Source organism: Sphingobacterium sp. UBA7631, from assembly GCF_002483935.1.
GTDB classification, from domain to species: domain Bacteria; phylum Bacteroidota; class Bacteroidia; order Sphingobacteriales; family Sphingobacteriaceae; genus Sphingobacterium; species Sphingobacterium multivorum.
Genome location: NZ_DLIX01000003.1, coordinates 285,099 through 307,773, shown reverse-complemented (window position 1 = coordinate 307,773; position 22,675 = coordinate 285,099). Strand labels below are relative to the sequence as shown.

Genomic DNA, 22,675 nt, shown 5'->3' with positions numbered 1-22,675 from the left:
TGGAGAATAGTATGTCACCGAGTTTAATTTTCTATCTTATTTTTGCTGTCCCTTACATTATCTTTATGTATTGGCTCGTCAAACAGGACAAACATAAATATGCCTGGGGAATAGCAATCATTACTATTGTTGCCCTATTAGCGATTTACGTATCGCAGAAAGCCAGTAAAGTGGCCATGGACAATTATCAACAGCATCAGATCGACTCGAGAGAGATCGAGCGGGAAGAGCGTTTACAAAAACAACAGGATAGCATTAATCATGCTCAACAATAAAAAAGCGGCTAATGCCGCTTTTTTATTATTCATTTGTATAAATTGGAATAATCCCTTCCAATTTAAAGAGAAAAGCATATTCCAATGCAATTTCCTTTAAATAGTCAAATCGACCCGATGCCCCACCATGACCATAATCCATATCTGTTTTTAACAGTAAAACCGCATCTCCTATTTTAGTAGCTCTCAGTTTTGCTACCCATTTTGCTGGTTCAAAATACTGCACCTGACTATCGTGCAGCCCGGTTGTGACCAATAAATTAGGGTATTCTTTTGCTTCAATGTTTTCATATGGAGAATAGGCCTTCATATAATAATAGGCTTCCTTCTCATTGGGGTTACCCCATTCATCATACTCATTTGTAGTCAACGGTATTGTATCATCCAACATGGTATTCACCACATCTACAAATGGTACCTGAGCTATTATGCCATGATATTGCTCAGGCGCAATATTAGCGATTACACCCATCAGCAAACCTCCGGCACTTCCCCCTTGCGCATAGAGATGTTCGGGCATACAATAATGTTGATCAATCAGGTATTTACCACAATCCACAAAATCATAAAAGGTATTCATCTTGTGCATCATTTTTCCATCTTCATACCATTGGCGCCCCATTTCCTCACCGCCTCTGATATGTGCCAAGGCATAGATAAATCCACGATCCAACAGACTTAGTCGATTGCTCGAAAAAGTGGGATCCATCGACGCACCATAAGATCCGTAGGCATATTGCAATAATGGAGCTGAACCATCAAGTTTGGTTCCCTTTTTATAAACAATAGAGATGGGCACTTGAACACCATCTCTTGCTGTTGCAAAAACACGTTCGGTGATATACGCGGTTTGGTCATACCCTCCCAAAATCTCCTGTTGCTTTAATAATATTTTCTTCTGCTTAGCCATATCATATTCATAGACTGAGCTTGGTGTCACTAAAGAAGTATAGCCATATCGTAACTTATCACTGTTGTATTCAACATTAATACCCGGGTATACCGTATAGGCAACTTCTCCGAAATCCAAATAGTGCTGATGCTGACTCTTTAAATTATAAATTGCCAATTGAGTCAATCCGTTTTTTCGTTCAGCAATAGCTAGAAAACCCTTAAACTCTTCAATATCGCTGACCAATACATCCGGTCGATGATCGATGAATGTCTGCCAGTTACCGCGCTCTGTACGATCTAAGGGACATTGCATGATTTGAAAATTGATGGCCTCATCATTGGTCAGAATTAAAAAGCGATCGTCCAATGCAATGACCGAATAGAGAACATTGTGTATCCTTGGCTGAAAAACGCGAAATTCCGACTGCGGTAAATCAGCATTCAATATCCAAATTTCTGAAGACAATGTCCCTTCAGAATTGATGATGATATATTTTCCATTTTTGGATTTCCCGACAGCAATATAATTTGTATTATCTTTCTCTTCATACACGGCCACATCCGCTTTTGTATCGCTGCCCAATGTATGTCGCATAATCCTCTCGCTAAGTAAAGTTACAGGATTTTTAGCCGTATAAAACAACGTCAGGTTATCATTTCCCCATATCGCTGCCCCCTCTGTATTCTTTATCTGGTCGGGATAAATTTCTCCGGTCTCAATATTTTTGATAAATATGGTATATTCCCTCCGGGATACGGTATCCACACTAAAGGCAAGCAAACGATTATCCGGACTAACCGAAAATCCCTTTGCCGTATAATATGCATGCCCTTGGGCAAGCTGATCTACATCCAATAGCACTTCTTCTTCGCCCTCAAGCGTACCCTTTTTCCGACAGAATTTAAAATACTGTTTCCCCTCTTCCGTACGGCTATAATAGTAGTAGCCATTTTTGAAATAAGGTACCGACTCGTCTTTTTCCTTAATACGGGACTTCAATTCGTGAAAAAGATCCTCCTGTAGGTCTACTGTATCCTGAAGCATCAAACTGGTGTAATCGTTTTCCTTTTCCAGATAGTCAATAACTTCTTGAGCTTTTTCTCCTTTTTTAAAGTAATCAATCATCCAATAATAATCATCTCGCACAGCATCATCATGTATGTTTCTTACATGAGGGTAAACTGCTGCCATTGGGGCCATTACATTAGGCCAAACTATTTTTTTATTTTGTTGCATTCGCTTTCTTATTCGCTATTTAATATAAACGCTTTCTCATTCTGCTGTCCGGACCATCCCATAAAACAGGAGCCTCCTAGAAAGATTTGAATTTAAGATATTTCGTCAACAGTTTAATAAGAGATATGGATTATAAATACTTTTAATAAAAATTAACAGTTCAGAAGAAGCATTAGCATTATCTTTGCTATTCTGCTATAGTTAGGAATAAATGAGCAGGCACGCTCTTGAAAAAAAATTAAAACACACAGGAGAGAATAACCAGGTGGAATGCGTTCATGGCAATCATTGAAAGCAGACACTTCATTAAGAATTATTTACATATGAATTTAAAAAAATCACTATATCTAATTGCTTTAGGCTCATTGCCACTTATCTCTTTCGGACAATCGGATACCATTCCAGCAAATTGGTTTAATTTGGACTATAAAACGGATGGGGTGATGGGAATCAGTACCGAAAAAACGTATAAAACTTTATTGAAAGGGAGAAAATCCACTCCAGTCATCGTTGGCGTATTGGATGGAGGTGTGGATGTTTATCACGAGGACCTCAAAGATGTCGTGTGGATCAATGTGAAGGATAGTCTTGCAAATGGTATAGATAATGATGGCAATGGCTATATCAATGATAAATATGGCTGGAACTTTATTGGAAACGCCAATGGAGAAGATGTTCAGTTCGACAACCTTGAACTGACAAGACAGCTTAGGATACTGGACGAAAAGTTTGCAAACATCACAGCGGCAACAGAACTCAATGAAGCTGGTCGAAAAGCTTTCGCTAGTTATCAAAAAATGCTTGCCAAATATAAAAACAAGCTAGAAGAAGCTAAAATGGGTCAATTTTCGTACGATGCGCTCAAACGCAACATAGACGCTGTGGTACGTGAAATAGGTAAAAAGCCCGAGGATATCACACAGGAGGACATAGACAATTTCAAAGCGACCACAAATACGCAACGCATCGCACTGGGCTATGCAAAGGATGAAATCCACAACGGCGGCTTTGCCAAATTTTTTGATGATATCACCGAAGGTGCAAAATATTTCAACAATCAAGTTGATTATCATTTAAACAAAGCATACGATTCTCGACCTATTGTTGGCGATAATTATGAAGATGCTTCAGAGCGCCATTATGGCAACGCGGACGTAAAGGGACCAGATGCATTACATGGCAGCCATGTCGCAGGAATTATCGGTGCAAAACGCAATAATAATATCGGTATCAATGGAGTAGCGGATAACGTTAAAATACTCACGGTTAGACTCGTCCCTGATGGTGATGAGCGTGACAAAGACGTCGCAAATGCTATTCGCTACGCTGCAGACAACGGAGCCAAAGTACTGAACATGAGCTTTGGGAAAAGTTATGCCCATAATAAGCAGGCCGTAGACGATGCCATCAGATATGCTGAATCCAAAGATGTATTGATGGTTCATGCCGCAGGAAATGACAGTGAAGATAACGATATAGAACCTAATTTTCCAATGAAGTATTATACGGATGGAAAAGGTGATACCACCGGAGTTGCCAATGCATGGATCACCGTAGGCGCAACCGGTCTTCATTTGGACAATGAACTATTAGCCGATTTTTCCAATTATGGCAAAAAAACGGTCGACGTTTTTGCTCCTGGCGTCCACATCAACTCAACGGTACCAGATTCCAAGTATAAAGAAGAACAGGGCACGAGTATGGCTGCGCCCGTTGTCGCTGGTCTGGCGGCAATGATTCGATCTTATTATCCCAATTTGAGCGCGGTGGAAACCAAACAGATTATTATGGAATCGGTGGAAAAGCCGAACCAACTGGTACAGATAAAGGTTGGTGAAGATGCCACCAAAACGGTTCGATTAGCGGACATCTCGGTCACCGGAGGAATCGTCAATGCTTATAACGCCATTATAAAAGCAGAAGAATATACCAACAAAAAGAAAAAATAAATATTTTCTCGTTTTTTATACCAAAACTATCTTTTGTCCGTTTAATTATTTAACTTACAGAGACAAAACAACAGATGCTTATGGTAGAAAACTTTACCCAATCAGAAAACGAAGTTCAAAATTTGCTAACCCAAAACGAGAAGGTAATGACAGACGAGGACATAGAAAATGAATTGAAACTTCAATTACCAAAAATGTTGCTTCATCCAAGCAAAAGAAGTGTAGAGAATATCCTGGCATATTCGAAACAACTGGAAAAAAGAAAGGCCTAATCTGGGAGATTAGGCCTTATTTTTTAACCTTAATATCGTCTTGATTTATCTATGATCCAAAACAGTTGAGACTTCCCTTCCGTTTTGCACATTAAAATCAGAGTATTCACCATGTAGTAGGTTTCAAAATTTCTTTTTTGATGGAAATTTTGGCTAGTTTTGAACCGATGTTAAAACAAGAACGATACAAGGCTTTCGTAGATTATTTCTCCAAAAATAGTCCTGACGCACAGACAGAACTCAACTATAGTAATCCGTTTGAATTACTGGTCGCTGTTATTTTATCTGCACAGTGTACAGATAAAAGGATCAACCAAGTCACGCCCAAATTGTTTGAACGCTACCCTGATGCACACAGTTTGGCAGCTTCTAGTGTAGACGAGGTGTTTAGCTATATACGATCCGTAAGCTATCCAAATAACAAGGCCAAACACCTTGTTGGAATGGCTCAACTACTGATTGAAAAGTTCAACAACATTGTACCCGAAAAAATTGAGGATCTTGTGAAACTTCCGGGTGTAGGTCGAAAAACTGCTAATGTCATTTCATCTGTTGTTTATCATAATCCGGCGATGGCCGTAGATACCCATGTTTTTCGTGTTGCAAATCGTCTTGGGCTAACCTATCGTGCGACAACGCCATTGGCTGTAGAAAAACAGTTGGTAAAAAATCTACCCAAAGATACAATTGCCATTGCTCATCATTGGCTGATCTTACACGGACGTTACATATGTCTGGCCCGAAAACCAATGTGTGAGAAATGCCCTATTACTTATATGTGCAAATACTTTGAAAAAAATCACCATATAAAAAGTGTTTCAGCTATATCAGAAACAAAAAGCTAATTTTTTTAGTGAAAATATTTGGTTTATGATTTTTAATTTTTAATTTTGAGAAATATATACTAAAAATATGAGCAACACAGATAAACTAAAGGCTTTACAGCTGACGTTAGATAAATTGGAGAAGAACTTTGGAAAAGGTTCAATTATGAAGTTAGGGGATACTGCTGTTGAGCCGATCGAAGCTATTTCTACAGGATCTCTAGGCTTGGATATCGCCTTAGGCATTGGCGGTGTACCAAAAGGCCGTATCATTGAAATATACGGACCTGAATCTTCGGGTAAAACTACCTTAGCAACTCACATTGTTGCAGAGGCACAAAAAAAAGGCGGTATTGCAGCAATCATTGATGCTGAACATGCTTTTGATAAATATTACGCTCAAAAATTAGGCGTAGATGTAGAAAATTTATTGATTTCTCAACCGGATAATGGTGAGCAAGGTTTAGAAATTGCTGATAACCTAATCCGTTCTGGTGCAATCGACGTTATTGTCATTGACTCCGTTGCGGCTTTGGTACCAAAAGGCGAGATCGAAGGCGAAATGGGCGATTCTAAAATGGGGCTTCAAGCTCGTTTGATGTCTCAGGCTTTACGTAAGTTAACAGGTACAATTTCAAAAACAAACTGTTGTTGTATTTTCATCAACCAATTGCGTGAAAAAATTGGTGTCATGTTTGGTAACCCAGAAACAACAACTGGTGGTAATGCCTTAAAATTTTACGCTTCTGTACGTTTAGATATCCGTCGTACATCACAAATCAAAGATTCTGATGAAGTATCGGGTAACCGCGTAAAAGTGAAGATTGTAAAAAATAAAGTAGCCCCTCCGTTCCGCATAGCGGAATTTGATATCATCTTTGGTGAAGGTATCTCTAAAGTAGGTGAAATCATTGATCTAGGTGTTGAATATGGTATTATTAAAAAAGCAGGCTCCTGGTTTAGCTATGGTGAGACCAAATTAGGACAAGGTCGAGACGCTGTTAAAGCCTTATTATTCGACAATCCAGATTTAATGGACGAACTTGAAGCTAAAATCCGCGCTGAAGTGACAGGAGAAGATCCAATGCTTAACACCGAGGAAAACGAAGACTAGTTCCTGTAAAAATTAGTATAATGTAGGTAGCCATCCTGTTTAGGATGGCTATTTTTTTGCGAAAGTTCAAGTGCTTAGATGATTATTTTGTTACATGTCCAAAGTTTTCAATTTGTACTCATAGATTTTATTAATTTTAGAAAGGCGAATTAAAAACGCCTGACATCCAAATGCTAAACTTAATATAAACAATGAATCGTAAACTAATTCTATTCCTTCTGATACTGCTAAGCTCAGTATTCCATCTACATGCACAAACAATACGCGTACTCTCGTTCAATATCCATCATGGAAACCCACCCACTGAAAAAGAATCTATTATCAATCTTGACACGGTTGCCAAGATTATTAAAAATTCCAAAGCTGACATTGTAGGTCTTCAGGAAATCGATGTTAATCTCGGTAGATCATATTTTGAAAATCAAGCCAAGAAATTAGCCGAATTAACAGGCATGCACTATATATTTTCCAAAGGAATAGACTTGGATAAAGGTGAATATGGCACCGCCATATTGTCAAAAAATCCGATTGAACGTGTAGAAAAACACCTTCTACCCTCACCTGTGGAAAGCGAAACACGTAGTTTATCTGTAATCGAAGTCACTATTCACAAAAAGAAACTCTTATTTGCGAATACACACCTTGACCTGAAAGACAAAAACAAAATCGAACAGGCAAAATTTATCACCAATCGCTTCAAAAACGAAAAGTTACCCACCATCCTTGTCGGTGATTTGAACTCCGAGCCCAATGATCCAGCGATTATTGAACTTAGCAAAATATTCACAAAAAGCAGTATTGCCAATGGATTTACGTTTCCTCAAGATAAACCCACTACTGAAATTGATTATATCATGATCAATAAAACAGTTGCCGCAAGGTTTTCTAACCATCGAATTTTGGACGAGAAATACGCTAGTGATCATCGTCCATTATATGTCGAGATAAATATTAAATAACCACTTGTGACCTTTAAATATGAATTTTAACAGAAGAAGATTTTTAGAAGTCCTGGCGCTGGCTGGGATTACATTACCGAATATAAGCGTCGCGCAAGAAAAAGAAGCAAATGAGGCAGAAGGCGAGTTCAGTTTTCTCGTACCTGCCTATCTACAGAATCAAACGGAAACAGGCGTCAGTATTTTTACAATTTTGAGCAAAGAGGCTTTTGCTTGGCTCGAGATTCTCGATAACGCAGGAAATGTCCATAAAAAAATCTACCAATCCGAAGATGGGATGATCAACGCCAATACTGACTTTTTTCATTTTACAATTGAGGACGCGCCGCGCTCATTTCGCTATCGCATCAAGGCGAAGGAAGTCCAAAAATTCGATCCTTATAAAATTGTATATGGCCAAGAAATAGAAACACCTATTTTTGAGGCTAAATTAGCCAAGAGCGATCAAGAGCAGATTCGCTGTCTTGTATATAACGATGTACATGAGGAAAAGAGCAGTTATCATGACCTTATCCCAAATCAGGATATCGCGCCTTACGATTTCTTTGTGATAAATGGAGACTCATTTCATTATGTCACCAATCAGCAAGATATCACAGAGAAATTGCTAAAGCCAATTGAATTTTTTGCGACAAGCAAACCATTCATCATGAATCGAGGAAACCATGAGACAAGGGGATCTTTCGCACGTAATTTCAAACGATATTTTGGTTATCCGGACAACAAGTATTACCAAGCCTTTAAAAGAGGGCCTATTTTTTGGATCATGCTAGACAGTGGCGAAGACAAGCCTGACAATCATGAGGTATACGCCGGAACAGTCGATTACGATAACTACAGAAAAGAACAGGCTCAATGGCTGGAACAGGTCCTCCAATCCAAAGAAAGAAAGCGTGCTCAACATACTGTTGTCATTAGCCATATTCCAATTTTTCATTCGGACGACTGGCATGGCACCCTGGATAACAGAGCATGTTTCCATCCCTTGTTTCAGAAATATAAAATTGATGCCATGATCTCGGGCCACACCCATCAATATGGATACTATTCAGCAGATAAAGACCACAATTACCCTGTCTTTATAGGTGGTGGTCCAAAAGCGGGGAAAAGAACCATCATCGATGTGGCCGGGAACAACAAGTCATTGAATATTCGGATGACTAGAGACGACGGAACAGAATTGGGATTATTTAAAAAATAGAAAAAGGCGCTTTATAAGCGCCTTTTTCTATTTTAACAAAGCTGTTATGCTAGCTTCTTTATTCTCCCTTTTCCAAGAAAGGATATCTATAATCTGTATCTGGATTAAACGTCTCTTTAATTGTACGAGGAGATACCCAACGAAGCAAATTGATCATTGATCCTGCTTTGTCGTTTGTACCCGAACCTCTAGCACCACCAAACGGTTGTTGACCTACGACAGCACCTGTACACTTATCATTCACATAGAAGTTACCCGCAGCATGTCTCAATTTATCTGTTGCTAAATTAATGGCATAACGATCTTGCGCAATGATTGATCCTGTCAAGGCATAAATAGATGTTGTATCAACAATAGCTAACGTTTCTTCAAACTTAGCATCCTCGTAAACATATACCGTCAGCACAGGTCCGAACAATTCCTCAACCATGGTCTCGTAATCTGGTTTTGAAGCCTCAATGATTGTTGGATGGATGAAATATCCTTTAGATTTATCGTATGTACCACCAACTACAATTTCTGCTTCATTAGATTCTTTAGCTCTGTCGATATACTTCGCTAATTTATCAAACGACTTCTCATCAATGACAGCATTGAAAAAGTTCGTGAAATCCTCTGTTCCGCCGATTGTAAAAGATTTTACGTCATTCGTCATAGATTCTTTCAATGCTGGCCACAATGATTTAGGAATATATGCACGTGAGGCAGCAGAACATTTCTGGCCTTGGTATTCAAAAGCACCACGAACTAAAGCTGTATTCGCAACCTTCAAATCAGCCGAAGGGTGTACAACGATAAAATCCTTACCACCAGTCTCACCAACAATACGTGGATATGTTTTATAACGGTGGATATTGTTACCGATCGTTTTCCAAATGTCTTGGAATACTCCTGTTGAGCCAGTGAAATGGATACCTGCGAAATCTGGGTGTTGGAAAATCACATCACCTGCATCAGGACCTGAAACATACACCAAGTTGATTACACCATCCGGAAGACCAGCTTCACGGAAAATTTTCATCAATACATTTGCTGAATAGATTTGGGTATTGGATGGTTTCCATACAACAACATTACCCATCATTGCAACACACGACGGTAAATTACCCGCAATAGCTGTAAAATTAAATGGAGTCAATGCAAATACAAAACCTTCAAGAGGACGTTGTTCTACACGGTTCCAAACACCTTTACCTGATATAGGAGGTTGTTGCTTATAGATTTCGCTCATGTACTGTACATTGAAACGCAAGAAATCCACAATCTCACATGCCGAATCAATTTCTGCCTGATAGGGGTTCTTCGATTGCCCCAACATTGTAGCAGCATTCAACTCATAACGGTATTTTCCCGAAATTAATTCAGCAGCTTTTAAAAAGATTGCAGCACGATCCTCCCAAGTAAGATTTTCCCAATCCTTTTTTGCCGCCAAAGCAGCATTGATTGCATCTGTTACGTGAGATTTATCGCCTTGATTGTATTGACCTAAAATATGTTGGTGGTCATGTGGAGGAGCTAGGTTTACTTTTTTAGAAGTAGTGATTTCTTTACCACCAATATACATTGGGATATCGATTTGTTTCGAACGTGCCTCATCAATTGCTGCTTTCAACAATTTACGTTCTTTCGTTCCGACAGCGTAAGTATACACCGGTTCATTGGTAGGAACAGGAACTGTAAAAAATCCTTTAGACATATTACAATTATTAATTATTCATCCAAAAAATGCTATCAATGAATCATGAAGCTATCAAGTTTGTTCGTTCCATTATTTGCATGAGAAACCATGGTTTCAACTTGTTAGCATGATACTAAATAGCGTTAATAGAAGTAAAATTACCTCAAATTTTATGAATACCCAAAGTTACTGTCCCTCTTTGAGCACCTTGGAAAAGATACGTTTAAATTTTTCCAATTTCGGTTTAATCACCAATTGGCAGTATGGTTCTTTCCCATTTAATCTGTAATAATCTTGATGATAGTCTTCTGCAGGATAAAAGACTGTTGCCGGAACTACTTCGGTTACAATAGGTTTATTGAAAACATGCTCTTTTTCTAACGCCGAAAGATAATACTGCGTCTTGTCAAGCTGCTCTTTATCGTGCACAAAAATAGCCGAGCGATATTGGGTGCCGATATCATTCCCCTGGCGATTGAGCTCTGTTGGATCATGTGCGACAAAGAAGGCCTCCAATAGTTTGTCGTAGCTGATCACTTTTGGATCAAAAATAATATTGGTTGCTTCCGCATGCCCTGTGCTCCCTGTACAAACCTGCGTATAACTTGGATTTGCTACCCATCCGCCAGTATATCCTGAAACAACATGTACAACCCCCTTTAACTCTTTGAATTGTGCCTCAGTACACCAAAAACAACCTGCCGCAAATGTCGCTGTATCCAAACTTGCCGTATTTTTTGCCGGTAACTTCGAGAAATCAGTTTTTTTTGCCTGCTGTCCCTGGCAGGAGCCTAAAATAAAAAGTGCTGCTAATAGCATTAAAATATTTTTCATCAGTAGCGGGTATGATCGTGGAGTTAACTATTATACTGTAGTGTTCTACTATGGTCTTATAAACAAATACAACTGAGGTTTTGTTTATAAAATAGAAAAGCGACAATAAATTAGTATTGTCGCTTTTCTATGGTTCTATCAAATGTTCAATTATTTTGCTGCAGCATAGTTTTGTGCTACGGCATCCCAATTGATAACATTAAAAATTTCTTCTAAATACGCCGGACGCTTATTTTGGAATTTCAAGTAATAAGCGTGCTCCCAAACATCGATACCTAAAATAGGATTTCCTTTTACTTCAGCAACATCCATCAAAGGATTGTCTTGGTTTGGTGTAGAAGTTACGGCTAATTTACCATCAGCACCAACGATTAACCACGCCCATCCTGAACCAAAACGAGTTGCACCAGCTGCTTGAAGTTGCTTTTTCAACTCATCAAATGAACCAAATGTTGCATTGATTGCTTCGGCTAATTCACCTGTTGGAGCTCCACCAGCATTTGGGCCTAAAACTTTCCAAAACAAAGAGTGATTGTAATGACCACCACCGTTGTTACGTACTGCTGCAGAATATTTACTTACATTTTTAATGATATCCAATAACGATAAGTTCTCAGCGTCTGTACCTGCGATTGCTTTATTTAAGTTATCCACATATGCCTGATGGTGTCTGTCATGGTGGATTTCCATTGTAGTTTTGTCAATATGTGGTTCCAATGCGTCGGCTGCGTATGGTAACGCTTCTAATTCAAATGCCATATCTATTTTAATTTAAATGTTTATTACTTCGTTTATACATACAAATATAACACAATATACACGGTTATGTTTTTATGTGTTACACTAAATCCATTATTTCCTTACCGTTTTTGACGAAAAAATGATTTTACCAAATCAGCACATTCTTCCTGCAAAATACCATGTGTAATGACTGTTTTGGGATGTAATATTTTATCGTGAAAATGAGAATAGCCACGCTTTTCATCTTTGGCGCCATAGACTATTTTACCAATATGTGTCCAATAGGCCGCTCCGGCACACATAATACAAGGTTCTATGGTAACGTATAATGTACATTCATCCAGGTATTTGCCTCCAAGGTAATTAGCAGCTGCTGTAAAAGCCTGCATCTCAGCATGAGCTGTCACATCATTCAATCGCTGCGTCAAATTATGACCTTTCCCTATAACACGTCCTCGATGAACAATAACTGCTCCAATAGGTACCTCCCCCTCTTCGTATGCAACCTTAGCTTCGTTCAATGCCATACGCATGAACGACTCGTCACTATCGATGAGTTGTGTTCCTTCAAAATCTATAAATGTCATGGTACAAACTTAACTAAGTTTAGATCCATTTGGTAATTTTTTGTCGACGGATGTCAAAATAATATCGCCATTTTCGTCGGCAAATCCGGTCACGAGACACTCCGAAAAGAAATTAGCGATCTGCTTTTTGGGAAAGTTCACAACTGCGACCACTTGCTTTCCAATCAACTCTTCTTTGTTATAGTGTACTGTAATCTGGGCACTACTTTGTAAAATACCAATTTCATCTCCAAAATCAAGTTTCAATTGATAGGCTGGCTTTTTAGCTTTCGGAAAGTCCTTTACTTCTAAAATAGTTCCTACCCGTAAATCCACTTTCTCAAAATCGGTCCAACTAATGGCATCACTCATAATCGGTTGCTACTAATATCCTGGATCTCTTTACCTATCGTAAATAAAACATAGGAAGGTTTACGGCCCAAACGAGAAGACAATCGATCAATCAGTTTATCCTCCTCTCCAGCTTTAAAAGCTAAATCTTCATCACTTAAGTGGTTGTACTTGCGACGGAGTTTTTCTTTGGCTACTTGCCACTGTTCTTCGTTAATTTTCAGCATAACTCAGATTTAGGTATAAAATTTGTATATCTTTACTGAACTGTAAAAGTTTGTTTAAAGATACAATATATACATAAATAAAAGATTATGAAAAAGATTTTACCAGCATTACTTTTGATTTGTGGTAGCATAGCAACGGCACAGGCGCAGCTTTTGCCGGGTTTTGAGGTGGGTGTAAAAGGAGGTTTGAACTTCTCCAAACTTAAAAGCGATGGCAAATATTTCAATTCCGACACGAAAGCAGGCTACCAAGCTGGTCTTTATGGACGTGTTGGTGTTTTGGGATTCCATATTCAACCTGAGGTGTACTTAACAGGTAAAAACACAACAGTGAAAGCTGAAAATGGGGAATCTACAGATGTTAAATTTACAACAGTTGATGTTCCAGTATTATTGGGCAAACGTTTTGGCTTAGGTCCGATTGGCGCGAGAATTCAAACTGGCCCAATATTTTCGTTTAAAGTAGATGATAAGCAAGATAAAGTCATCGACCAATTGAATCCCAATAACTACAAAAAAAGTGGTACAGCTTGGGCATTTGGCGTAGGAGCTGACATTTCAAGTTTACGTGTCGATGTTAGATACGAAATGGGCTTAAACAAAGTAAATAACGAGAGTCAGGCAAATCCAAAAATCAATATGTGGAGTATCGGGTTAGGCTATAGATTATTCAGTATGCTATAGTTCGTCCAACCTTGTTTATATGCAATTGAAAAGTCCGTTTTTATTCAAAACGGACTTTTTAATTGTATAGACTTTAGAACCGTTCTAAATTATTGCTTTTTCTTGTCAAAATGGTATCATATTTAATAGCAAATAGTAGATTTGCCTAATTCAAATTAAATTACAAGGATAATGAGTAAATCAAAGCCAGTTTTCAGTTCTTCGATTGGGAAGAAGCTAATCATGAGCTTAACAGGAATCTTCCTATGTTTATTCCTAGTTGTTCACTTGGTTGGTAACTTGCAATTATTTAAAGATGATGCGGGTCTAGCGTTCAACAAGTACGCCTATTTTATGACTCACTTTACACCAATCAAAGTTGTTTCTTACTTATTGTATGCTTCGGTCATTGTTCACGTCATCTACGCTATTACATTGTCGATGAAAAACAAGGCCGCTCGTCCTATTGGTTATGCCAAATATGATGGTCAAGCAAACAGCAAGTGGAATTCACGCAACATGGGTATCTTAGGTACTGTCATTTTAGTATTCTTAGCTACGCACATGTCTAATTTTTGGTGGAAGTTTCACAATGATGAAGTGCCGTACATCGAATACCGTACTGATTTGGCAACTGGACAAACCACAGCGAGAGAACTTCAAGCTTCTGAATTCCACGACTACCAAGAAACGGTAGAAAACAATGTTCAAATCTTAAAAGCGAGAGATTTGTACAAGCAAGTTGACTTTGCATTCCAAAATATTGCATTGGTCGCATTGTATGTTATTGCGATGGCAGCATTGGCATTCCACTTAATTCATGGTTTCCAATCTGCATTCCAAACTTTAGGTTTTAACCACAGAAGATATATTGGAATCATCAGAGTAATAGGTGTTTGGGTATTTGGAGTTTTAATCCCAATTGGCTTTGTATTAATGCCATTGTTTTTCTTCTTTAAATAATTCAGAATCTTTTAAGATAGAGCAGCAGCTCTATTCATTAATATAAAATTAAGAGATATGTTAGATTCAAAAGTACCAGCGGGCCCATTAGCCCAAAAGTGGTCAAATCATAAATTTAATCTTAAGTTGGTTAACCCTGCTAACAAACGTAAATTTACCGTTATTGTTGTTGGTACAGGTCTTGCTGGTGCATCTGCAGCAGCGTCTTTAGCTGAATTAGGATATAATGTAATTACATTCTGTTATCAAGATTCACCTCGTCGTGCGCACTCTATTGCAGCACAAGGTGGTATCAATGCAGCAAAGAGCTACCAAAATGACGGTGACTCTGTTTTCCGTTTATTCTACGATACAATCAAAGGTGGTGACTACCGCTCACGTGAGGCAAACGTTTACCGTTTGGCTGAGGTATCTGTCAACATCATTGACCAATGTGTTGCTCAAGGTGTTCCTTTTGCGCGTGAATACGGAGGTCTATTAGACAACCGTTCTTTCGGTGGTGCGCAAGTTAGCCGTACGTTCTATGCACGTGGTCAAACGGGACAACAATTGTTGTTGGGCGCTTATTCAGCGTTAAACCGTCAAATCAAAAAAGGGAAAGTAAAATCGTATACGCGTCATGAGATGTTAGACTTAGTTATGATCGATGGTCATGCTAAAGGTATCGTCACTCGTGACTTGGTTTCAGGTAAAATCGAAACGCATGCTGCACATGCAGTATTGATGTGTACTGGTGGTTACGGTAACGTATTCTTCTTGTCGACAAATGCAATGGGATGTAACGTTACAGCAGCTTGGAGAGCGCACAAACGTGGTGCTTACTTTGCAAACCCTTGTTATACGCAAATTCACCCAACTTGTATCCCGGTAACAGGTGATCACCAATCTAAATTGACATTGATGTCAGAGTCTCTACGTAATGACGGCCGTGTATGGGTTCCTAAAACTCAAGAAATGGCTGAAAGATTGCGTAAAGGTGAGATCAAAGCCAATGACATCAAAGAAGACGACAGAGATTATTTCTTGGAGCGTAAATATCCTTCATTCGGTAACTTGGTACCACGTGACGTGGCATCTCGTAATGCAAAAGAAGCTGTTGATGATGGTCGTGGTGTTGGTAAAACTGGTTTTGCGGTATTCTTGGATTTTAAAGAAGCTATCGGTCGTCTAGGCGAAGATGCTGTACGTGCTAAATATGGTAACTTATTTGACATGTACTACCAAATCACGGACGAGAACCCTTACAAACAACCAATGCGTATCTATCCAGCTGTTCACTATACAATGGGTGGCGTATGGGTTGATTACAACTTGATGACTACAATCCCAGGTTTGTATGCATTGGGTGAGTGTAACTTCTCTGACCACGGCGCAAACCGCTTAGGTGCTTCGGCATTGATGCAAGGTCTTGCCGATGGTTATTTCGTAATTCCTTACACTGTGGGTGATTACTTAGCTAAATTAGGTTCATTCGCACCAGTAGATCACAACCATCCGGCATTCGAATCTACACGTAAGGAAGTTGAAGACAAAATCAACAAATTGTTGTCTTTAAACGGTACTGAAACGGTTGATGATATCCACAAAAAACTAGGTCTCATCATGTGGGAATACTGTGGTATGGCTCGTACTGCTGAAGGCTTAAAGAAAGCACAAGGTTTGATCCAAGAGTTGAAAAAAGAATTCTGGACAAACGTTAGAGTCCTTGGAGAGAATGAAGAATTAAATCTTTCTTTAGAAAAAGCTGGTCGCGTAGCTGACTTCTTAGAATTAGGTGAGTTAATGGTAGTCGATGCATTGCAACGCGCGGAGTCTTGTGGTGGTCACTTCCGTTTAGAAAGCCAAACTGAAGAAGGTGAAGCAAAACGTAACGATGATGAATTCGCCTATGTATCTGCTTGGGAATACAAAGGAGACAATGTACCTGAGGAATTACACAAGGAAGACTTGGTATTCGAGAACGTTCAGTTAACACAAAGAAGTTATAAATAAGAAGGAAAATTATCATGGCACAACATATGAATTTAACGCTGAAAGTTTGGCGTCAAAAAAATGATAAAGATAAAGGTCAATTTGTAACTTATCAGGCAAACGATATCGCTGATGATATGTCTTTCTTAGAGATGCTTGATATTGTCAATGAAGAATTGACTCGTAAAGGAGAAGATCCTATATATTTCGATCACGACTGTCGTGAAGGTATCTGCGGGATGTGTTCATTAGTCATCAACGGTCGCCCTCACGGTCCTAAAGAAGGTACAACAACATGTCAATTGCACATGCGTAGCTTCCACGATGGACAGACTATCGTGATTGAACCTTGGAGAGCTGCTGCATTCCCTGTATTGAAAGACCTTGCAACAGACCGTACGGCTTTTGACCGCATTCAACAAGCTGGTGGATATGTAAATGTTAATACAGGTGGTGTTCCTGATGCCAATGTTATTCCGATTCCTAAACGTATCGCTGACGAAGCATTTGAATCGGCTACATGTATCGGTTGTGGTGCTTGTGTTGCAGCATGCAAAAATGCTTCTGCAATGTTATTTGTGTCTGCAAAAGTATCTCAATTTGCCTTATTACCTCAAGGCCAAACTGAGCGTTACGAACGTGCACAGGCAATGGTAGATCAAATGGATGCTGAAGGTTTCGGTAACTGTACCAATACAGGTGCTTGCGAAGCAGAATGTCCTGTAGGAATCAAATTAACAAACATTGCTCGCTTAAACCGTGAGTACTTGACTGCTAAAATCTTCAGACAAGAAGAACCGCACGCTTAATAAGCAATTAAAATCCTTCGTGTTTTCGATAGCGTTAACAAAGCTTAAGAAACCGATTGAAGATTCTTTCTAGCCAATTAAAATAGGCTATTCAGAAAATAATATAAAAGTCCTTGCCCTAAGAAAGCAAGGACTTTTTTTTATATTTACAATAATGTAAATTGACGAACGTGAATTCTGGTATAAAAATTCGATTACTCCTACTTATCTTGACTTTATGCTTTATAGGAACAGCTATCACCATTAAAGAATCTGTTACCAATAAGGAAATACTGGACATTGATACAAAATCACTCAATGATTATATCGCTCAACAAGAGAAAAAAGTCGACCGAATTTTTAATGATTCACTCCTGCTCAAAACATTTAAAAACTACGATCAGTACCCAATAGCAGTTTATCAGGCATTTGAAAAGTTCAAAACCAATGAGAAGGTTTATTTATTTCTCTTTAAGGACCATGAACCGAAGATGTGGAGCACTCATTTATTTGTGCCAATTACAGATCAGGGATTTCCGGAAAAATCCAATTTTATTCAGGATGATAACCGTTCTTACGTTGTTCGAAAAAAAACAATTGGCAATATCAGTATACTCGCCTATATTATTGTAAAAGGCTATACAAATAACAACAACCCCTATTTAAATAGCTCATTGCGGAGGAACTTCTTCGACTCTCGAAATATCGACATTGCCTCCTATACAGACACGGTCACCATTAAAAATATCTATAGCAATGAAGGGTCTTATCTATTCTCTGTTAAGCTAAAAGACGGAGAGCATGAAAATGCCTATACGATTTTGCAATTCTTCTGTTGGCTACTTGCCTGGATCGCATTACTGATCTTCTTCAATAGTCTCTGCCTACATATGGCCAAGACAGGAAGGGCCTGGTGGTCTGCATTACTGCTATTATCGGTATTTAGCCTCGTCAAATTTGCCGATCTTAAATGGAATCTGCTGTCCGAAAACGCGACATTTTCAATTTTCGATTCGCGCAATTACGCTTACAATCGCTTCTTCCCCAATATATGGTCCGTGATGTCCACCACCATATTGGTGTTATGGTTGATTCTATTTATCTATTCAATTCGCAAAGAGCTCAATTTCGACAAGATAAAGAACATCCGGTTCTTCAGAATTCCTATCGCAATCGGATTTATTCTAAGTATATACCTGTCGTTCGGTCTATTGTATGACATCGCTGGTACCCTGATTACGCACTCTAACAACATCTATTTTGATTTCACAAAACTTGTCGATTTACATTTCCTAAGTTGGGTAGATTTAGGCATTGTTGGCATGGGTATTTTGGCCTTGAGCATCTACATTGATCTTGTCCTATTTTTTCTTAAAAAATTAGAGTTAAAACCGACGCAGCTACTCAACATTCAACTGGCATGTGTCATTTTTGTCATCCTGATCATTTCCTTTTATATTGAGAAAAATAGCCTGGTCAATTTGTTACTTGCACTGATCATCCTGATTAAATCATTTGGCGAGAAGTATTTCGACCGACATATATTAACAAATTATATCGCCGTACTGATACTTTGGGCAATCATAAGTGCAATCACGCACGCTCGTTTCTATCAGGAACGGAACTTAATTGACATGAAGATCTTATTGAGTAACCTACAATCAGAAGATGATGTCAATGCTGTTTCATTGTTCTCCGATATTGAAAGTAGCCTAGCAAACGATCAAGAATTAAAACACCTATTTAATATCAGTCTCCCCTATACCAATACTGAGGGGATCAACGATTTCATCAAGAAAAAGTACTTTAGTGGCTATCTTTCCAAATATGAGTTCAAAGCATATTATTATGATCAGAATAATATTCCGCTCAATCCAGCCAGTCAGAATAAGATCAATGAATATCGAGAAAAAGTAATCAACAAGTCGATAAAAGTCACGCAGAACTTTTACCGTTCCAGTGCGGAATTAGGTACGCATGAATACTTCTCCATCATCCCTGTCACCATTGACCAAAATAGAATTGTCAATGTTATCGTCAATCTTTCCAATAAAGATTTTAGCTATACGGTTCCCTATCCCGAAATCCTTACCGATATGCGGATTAACAATTCGCAATATTATAATAAAGGAGATTATTCGATAGCCCTCTATAAAGGCGGCTCCTTAATAACACAGTTTGGGAAATATACTTACGAGAACAATTTGAGGGGGCTGAAAGGTGTTCCAGGGGAATATATTCAAGTACTCGACCGAGATGCATACCTACATATGGCTTATGTTGCCAATAAATTCTCTACATACGTTATCAGTAAACAAAAACCTTCTTTTTGGGATTATCTAGCGACGACTTCATTTCTGTTCTTGGTATTTTTTATGATTTTCATGCTTTTCCATTTCATAAAATCACTCTATATCTTTCTTAAAAATACCAAGCTAACTTTCCGTAATTTAAAGTATCAGTTCTACAAAATAGTAAATAAAATACAGTACTCTACACGTATTCAGACTTCCATCATCTCATCGGTAATTCTGGCTATTCTTATTTCAGCGGTAATTTCATATATAAGTATCAACAAGCAGCTTTATAATAACAATAAAGCAAGTAAAGAGCGCTTTATTATCGAGCTGGGTAAACGGATGGAAAATATGTTGACCTACACAGATGAAACATCCACCGAAACGCAGCTGATTAGTATTCTCAAGACATTATCCGAAACAATTTCCAAAGACTTCAATCTTTATTCCAAATCAGGCAGGTTACTTTACAGTTCGCAGCGTAGAATCTACGATCTGGAGCTTTTCTCTACTTTCATTAATCCGGCTGCACTGAAAAATCTTTCCATCTTAAAAAAATCGGAGACAATTGAAGATGAGCGTATTGGCACTTTCCAATTTGAGACCAGCTACGCCACCATCAGGGATAAAAACTATAATACACTGGCTTATATAGGTATACCAAACTTCTCACTTCAGAAGGAAGAAAATATCAATAAGAATCTTCTTTTAAATACCATAGTGAACATTTATTCGCTGATTATTATAGGCTTTGGATTTTATGCGACGTTTGTGGCCAACAGTGTCACCAATCCATTGAGCATCATCAGTAAGAAGATTTCACAACTACGCCTGGGGCAGCCCAACGAGCCTCTGTTTTGGCAACGAAATGATGAAATAGGTACATTGATCAAAGAATATAATCTTATGATCATAAAGCTGGAGGACTATGCTAATAAGATCAAAGATACCGAGCGAGAATCAACTTGGCGTGAGATGGCTCAACAGATTGCCCATGAAATCAAAAATCCGTTGACACCAATGAAATTAGGCATTCAGCAACTCCGTAGATCTTACAAAGACGAGGACCCTAAATTTCCGGATCGCTTCAATAAATTCTCCACTTCATTCATCGAACAAATCGATGCATTGACGCATATTGCCTCAGAATTTTCACATTTTGCAAAATTCCCAAATACGGTAATGGAAAACATCAATATTGTAGAGAAAGTAACAAAGTCCATTTCCTTGTACAACAATACACCAAATGTAAGTATTCGTCTCATTAACAATGCGGATCACAGAACCCTTATCGTTAAAGCAGATGGTAATGAGCTATTAAGAACCTTCAATAATTTGATAAAAAATGCGATTGAGGGCGGTTATGGACGAAAAAACATGAAGATCGAGATTTCCATTGAACGCTACTCAGACAAATTTGTCAAGATAGATATCAAAGACAACGGTTATGGGATTCCCAAAGAGATGCAGGATAAAATTTTCCAGATTAATTTCACGACAAAGAGTTCCGGAAACGGTTTAGGACTAGTTCTTGTCAAAAAGACAATTGAAGCCTGTAACGGGCAAATCTATTTTGAGACTGTAGAAGGCGAAGGTACAACGTTTCATATACTGCTTCCTTTGCAACAGATAGAATCTTAAATCAACTGTAATCAGACATCCAAGAAAGCGGATAGGATACTGCACCCAAAGCATCTAAATAATAAGATGAGCCGTTCCAAGTACATAAATAAGAGGCTACCACATTCAAGTAATGTAAATAAAACTAGGGCGTTCAGTTAGGCTCCTTATATCTCAAACATTGATTACATAAAACTGAACGATAAATGGGAATAGTCCTATTCTTACGACGTTCCAAGGATCAGCCTAACACAAACAGCGTACTATTAAACAAAAAAGCTCTNNAGAGCTTTTTTGTTTAATAGTTCATTTATTTTTAACGTAACACAACCGTAGATCGTCCCATGATTGCATTATCTTCATATAGCAAAACCGTATAGGCCCCTTTTGAGAACCCCTCTTCTGCTGCCCAATAGACGATATAATCTTCACCTTTGTTGGTAAATAAAATATTGTGTTTAAAGGTATATTGCAATTTCTCTCCATGTACATAGAAAATATTATCACCTTGCACGACCAGATTTCCCTGTGGATCGATAATTCTGACATATATATCACGTTCTCCACTTTTAGCTAACGGATTATCAGCAACGGTAAAGTTGATTTTTAACTTATCGATTTTTTTAGCACGTTCTTCTACGACTTCCTTTCCATTCTTTTTGACTTCAAGTCCATTTATACTGATACTTGAAACCTTCAATGCTGAAGCAGTTGCAACTTTCTCTTTCAGGTCCGAATTTGATGTAACTAAAGAAGTAATTTGTTTTTCTTTTTCAACTACAGATTCGCTCAAATTGGAGTTTTGCTTCGATAAAATTTGATTTTCCTGAATCAGCCGTTGCACATTTACACGATAAGTATCCACCTGCTTCTTAAGCTGATTGATCTTGTGCTGTGCATCATCAATATCTTTTGGAGTAATACTTTTATTTTCAAGCTTTTTACGAAGTACTGCGATCTCCGCCCTAGAATCATCCTTCTGCACAGTCATCTCTGGCGTCAATTGGACATTTTCTACATCAATTTTATCCAATTCAGCTTCAATACGATCGATTTGTACCTGCAGATTTTCTTTTTCTACTGTAAGTGTATAGACCTTTTCACCATTGGTCTTAAACTTGACATAAAAATATATGTTTGTTGCAAGTAATGCTGCTATCGCAATGATAAAGAAGTAAATCTTCGAAGAATCTTTCTTCTTTTCTTCTTCTTTCTTACTCGAAACAACTTCTGAATTTATCATAATATACT

20 protein-coding genes are annotated in these 22,675 nt (G+C 38.3%); 12 read left to right on the top strand and 8 right to left on the bottom strand.

Annotated features, from left to right (window positions below):
- Positions 1–11 precede the first annotated feature (11 nt).
- Complete coding sequence (locus B3P16_RS04595) at positions 12–275, top strand: hypothetical protein (protein ID WP_046674987.1); 264 nt, start codon at positions 12–14, stop codon at positions 273–275.
- A 25-nt stretch (positions 276–300) separates the two neighbouring features.
- Here the strand turns inward: B3P16_RS04595 and B3P16_RS04590 are convergent, their stop codons facing one another.
- Positions 301–2,406 carry a S9 family peptidase gene (locus B3P16_RS04590; RefSeq protein ID WP_286841557.1) on the bottom strand — a complete coding sequence of 702 codons (2,106 nt, stop codon included), beginning with the start codon at positions 2,404–2,406 and terminating at the stop codon, positions 301–303.
- A 323-nt stretch (positions 2,407–2,729) separates the two neighbouring features.
- On the opposite strand from B3P16_RS04590, the gene B3P16_RS04585 reads away from it, so the two are divergent.
- The 6 genes from B3P16_RS04585 (at position 2,730) to B3P16_RS04560 (ending at position 8,725) form a co-directional block, all read left to right on the top strand.
- Entirely contained in the window at positions 2,730–4,355 is a 1,626-nt protein-coding gene (locus B3P16_RS04585) for a S8 family serine peptidase (RefSeq protein ID WP_286754825.1), read from the top strand.
- Positions 4,356–4,435: 80 nt separating this feature from the next.
- A complete protein-coding gene (locus B3P16_RS04580) occupies positions 4,436–4,627 on the top strand; it encodes a hypothetical protein (protein WP_139144906.1) in 192 nt (63 codons plus the stop codon).
- 167 nt (positions 4,628–4,794) lie between these two features.
- Entirely contained in the window at positions 4,795–5,472 is a 678-nt protein-coding gene (gene nth, locus B3P16_RS04575) for an endonuclease III (protein WP_070562044.1), read from the top strand.
- A 67-nt stretch (positions 5,473–5,539) separates the two neighbouring features.
- Complete coding sequence (gene recA / locus B3P16_RS04570) at positions 5,540–6,565, top strand: recombinase RecA (RefSeq protein WP_070561972.1); 1,026 nt, start codon at positions 5,540–5,542, stop codon at positions 6,563–6,565.
- A 191-nt stretch (positions 6,566–6,756) separates the two neighbouring features.
- A complete protein-coding gene (locus tag B3P16_RS04565; protein WP_286710089.1) occupies positions 6,757–7,524 on the top strand; it encodes an endonuclease/exonuclease/phosphatase family protein in 768 nt (255 codons plus the stop codon).
- A gap of 19 nt (positions 7,525–7,543) precedes the next feature.
- Positions 7,544–8,725 (top strand): metallophosphoesterase family protein, encoded by a 1,182-nt coding sequence (locus B3P16_RS04560; protein WP_286841555.1) that lies wholly within the window; start codon positions 7,544–7,546, stop codon positions 8,723–8,725.
- A gap of 58 nt (positions 8,726–8,783) precedes the next feature.
- Here B3P16_RS04560 and pruA read toward each other — a convergent pair whose 3' ends face one another.
- The 6 genes from pruA to B3P16_RS04530 all read right to left on the bottom strand — a co-directional run bounded on the left by pruA (position 8,784) and on the right by B3P16_RS04530 (position 13,122).
- A complete protein-coding gene (gene pruA / locus B3P16_RS04555) occupies positions 8,784–10,421 on the bottom strand; it encodes an L-glutamate gamma-semialdehyde dehydrogenase (protein WP_070561966.1) in 1,638 nt (545 codons plus the stop codon).
- A 168-nt stretch (positions 10,422–10,589) separates the two neighbouring features.
- Positions 10,590–11,237 carry a peptide-methionine (S)-S-oxide reductase MsrA gene (gene msrA, locus B3P16_RS04550; RefSeq protein ID WP_070561964.1) on the bottom strand — a complete coding sequence of 216 codons (648 nt, stop codon included), beginning with the start codon at positions 11,235–11,237 and terminating at the stop codon, positions 10,590–10,592.
- A 150-nt stretch (positions 11,238–11,387) separates the two neighbouring features.
- A complete protein-coding gene (locus B3P16_RS04545) occupies positions 11,388–11,996 on the bottom strand; it encodes a superoxide dismutase (RefSeq protein WP_070561962.1) in 609 nt (202 codons plus the stop codon).
- Between the two features lie 101 nt (positions 11,997–12,097).
- Positions 12,098–12,565, bottom strand: a complete 468-nt coding sequence (locus tag B3P16_RS04540) for a nucleoside deaminase (RefSeq protein ID WP_286754821.1) — start codon at positions 12,563–12,565, stop codon at positions 12,098–12,100.
- Positions 12,566–12,574: 9 nt separating this feature from the next.
- A complete protein-coding gene (locus B3P16_RS04535; protein WP_112373905.1) occupies positions 12,575–12,916 on the bottom strand; it encodes a tRNA-binding protein in 342 nt (113 codons plus the stop codon).
- Positions 12,913–13,122: a hypothetical protein gene (locus B3P16_RS04530; protein ID WP_112373906.1), complete on the bottom strand. Its 210-nt coding sequence runs from the start codon at positions 13,120–13,122 to the stop codon at positions 12,913–12,915. Before B3P16_RS04530 ends, B3P16_RS04535 begins: the two co-directional genes overlap by 4 nt.
- An 87-nt stretch (positions 13,123–13,209) precedes the next feature.
- Between B3P16_RS04530 and B3P16_RS04525 the strand changes: the two genes are divergently transcribed.
- The 5 genes from B3P16_RS04525 (at position 13,210) to B3P16_RS04505 (ending at position 21,445) form a co-directional block, all read left to right on the top strand.
- Entirely contained in the window at positions 13,210–13,806 is a 597-nt protein-coding gene (locus B3P16_RS04525) for a porin family protein (RefSeq protein ID WP_286841553.1), read from the top strand.
- Positions 13,807–13,977: 171 nt separating this feature from the next.
- The gene (locus B3P16_RS04520) at positions 13,978–14,748 is read left to right on the top strand and encodes a succinate dehydrogenase cytochrome b subunit (RefSeq protein WP_112373907.1); all 771 of its coding nucleotides are present in this window, start codon (positions 13,978–13,980) and stop codon (positions 14,746–14,748) included.
- A gap of 57 nt (positions 14,749–14,805) precedes the next feature.
- Entirely contained in the window at positions 14,806–16,740 is a 1,935-nt protein-coding gene (locus tag B3P16_RS04515) for a fumarate reductase/succinate dehydrogenase flavoprotein subunit (protein ID WP_286801610.1), read from the top strand.
- A 14-nt stretch (positions 16,741–16,754) separates the two neighbouring features.
- A complete protein-coding gene (locus B3P16_RS04510; protein ID WP_175441957.1) occupies positions 16,755–17,528 on the top strand; it encodes a succinate dehydrogenase/fumarate reductase iron-sulfur subunit in 774 nt (257 codons plus the stop codon).
- Between the two features lie 170 nt (positions 17,529–17,698).
- A complete protein-coding gene (locus B3P16_RS04505) occupies positions 17,699–21,445 on the top strand; it encodes a HAMP domain-containing sensor histidine kinase (RefSeq protein WP_286801609.1) in 3,747 nt (1,248 codons plus the stop codon).
- A 295-nt stretch (positions 21,446–21,740) separates the two neighbouring features.
- On the opposite strand, the gene B3P16_RS04500 is transcribed toward B3P16_RS04505, so the two are convergent.
- Complete coding sequence (locus B3P16_RS04500; RefSeq protein ID WP_112373909.1) at positions 21,741–22,667, bottom strand: hypothetical protein; 927 nt, start codon at positions 22,665–22,667, stop codon at positions 21,741–21,743.
- Positions 22,668–22,675 lie beyond the last annotated feature (8 nt).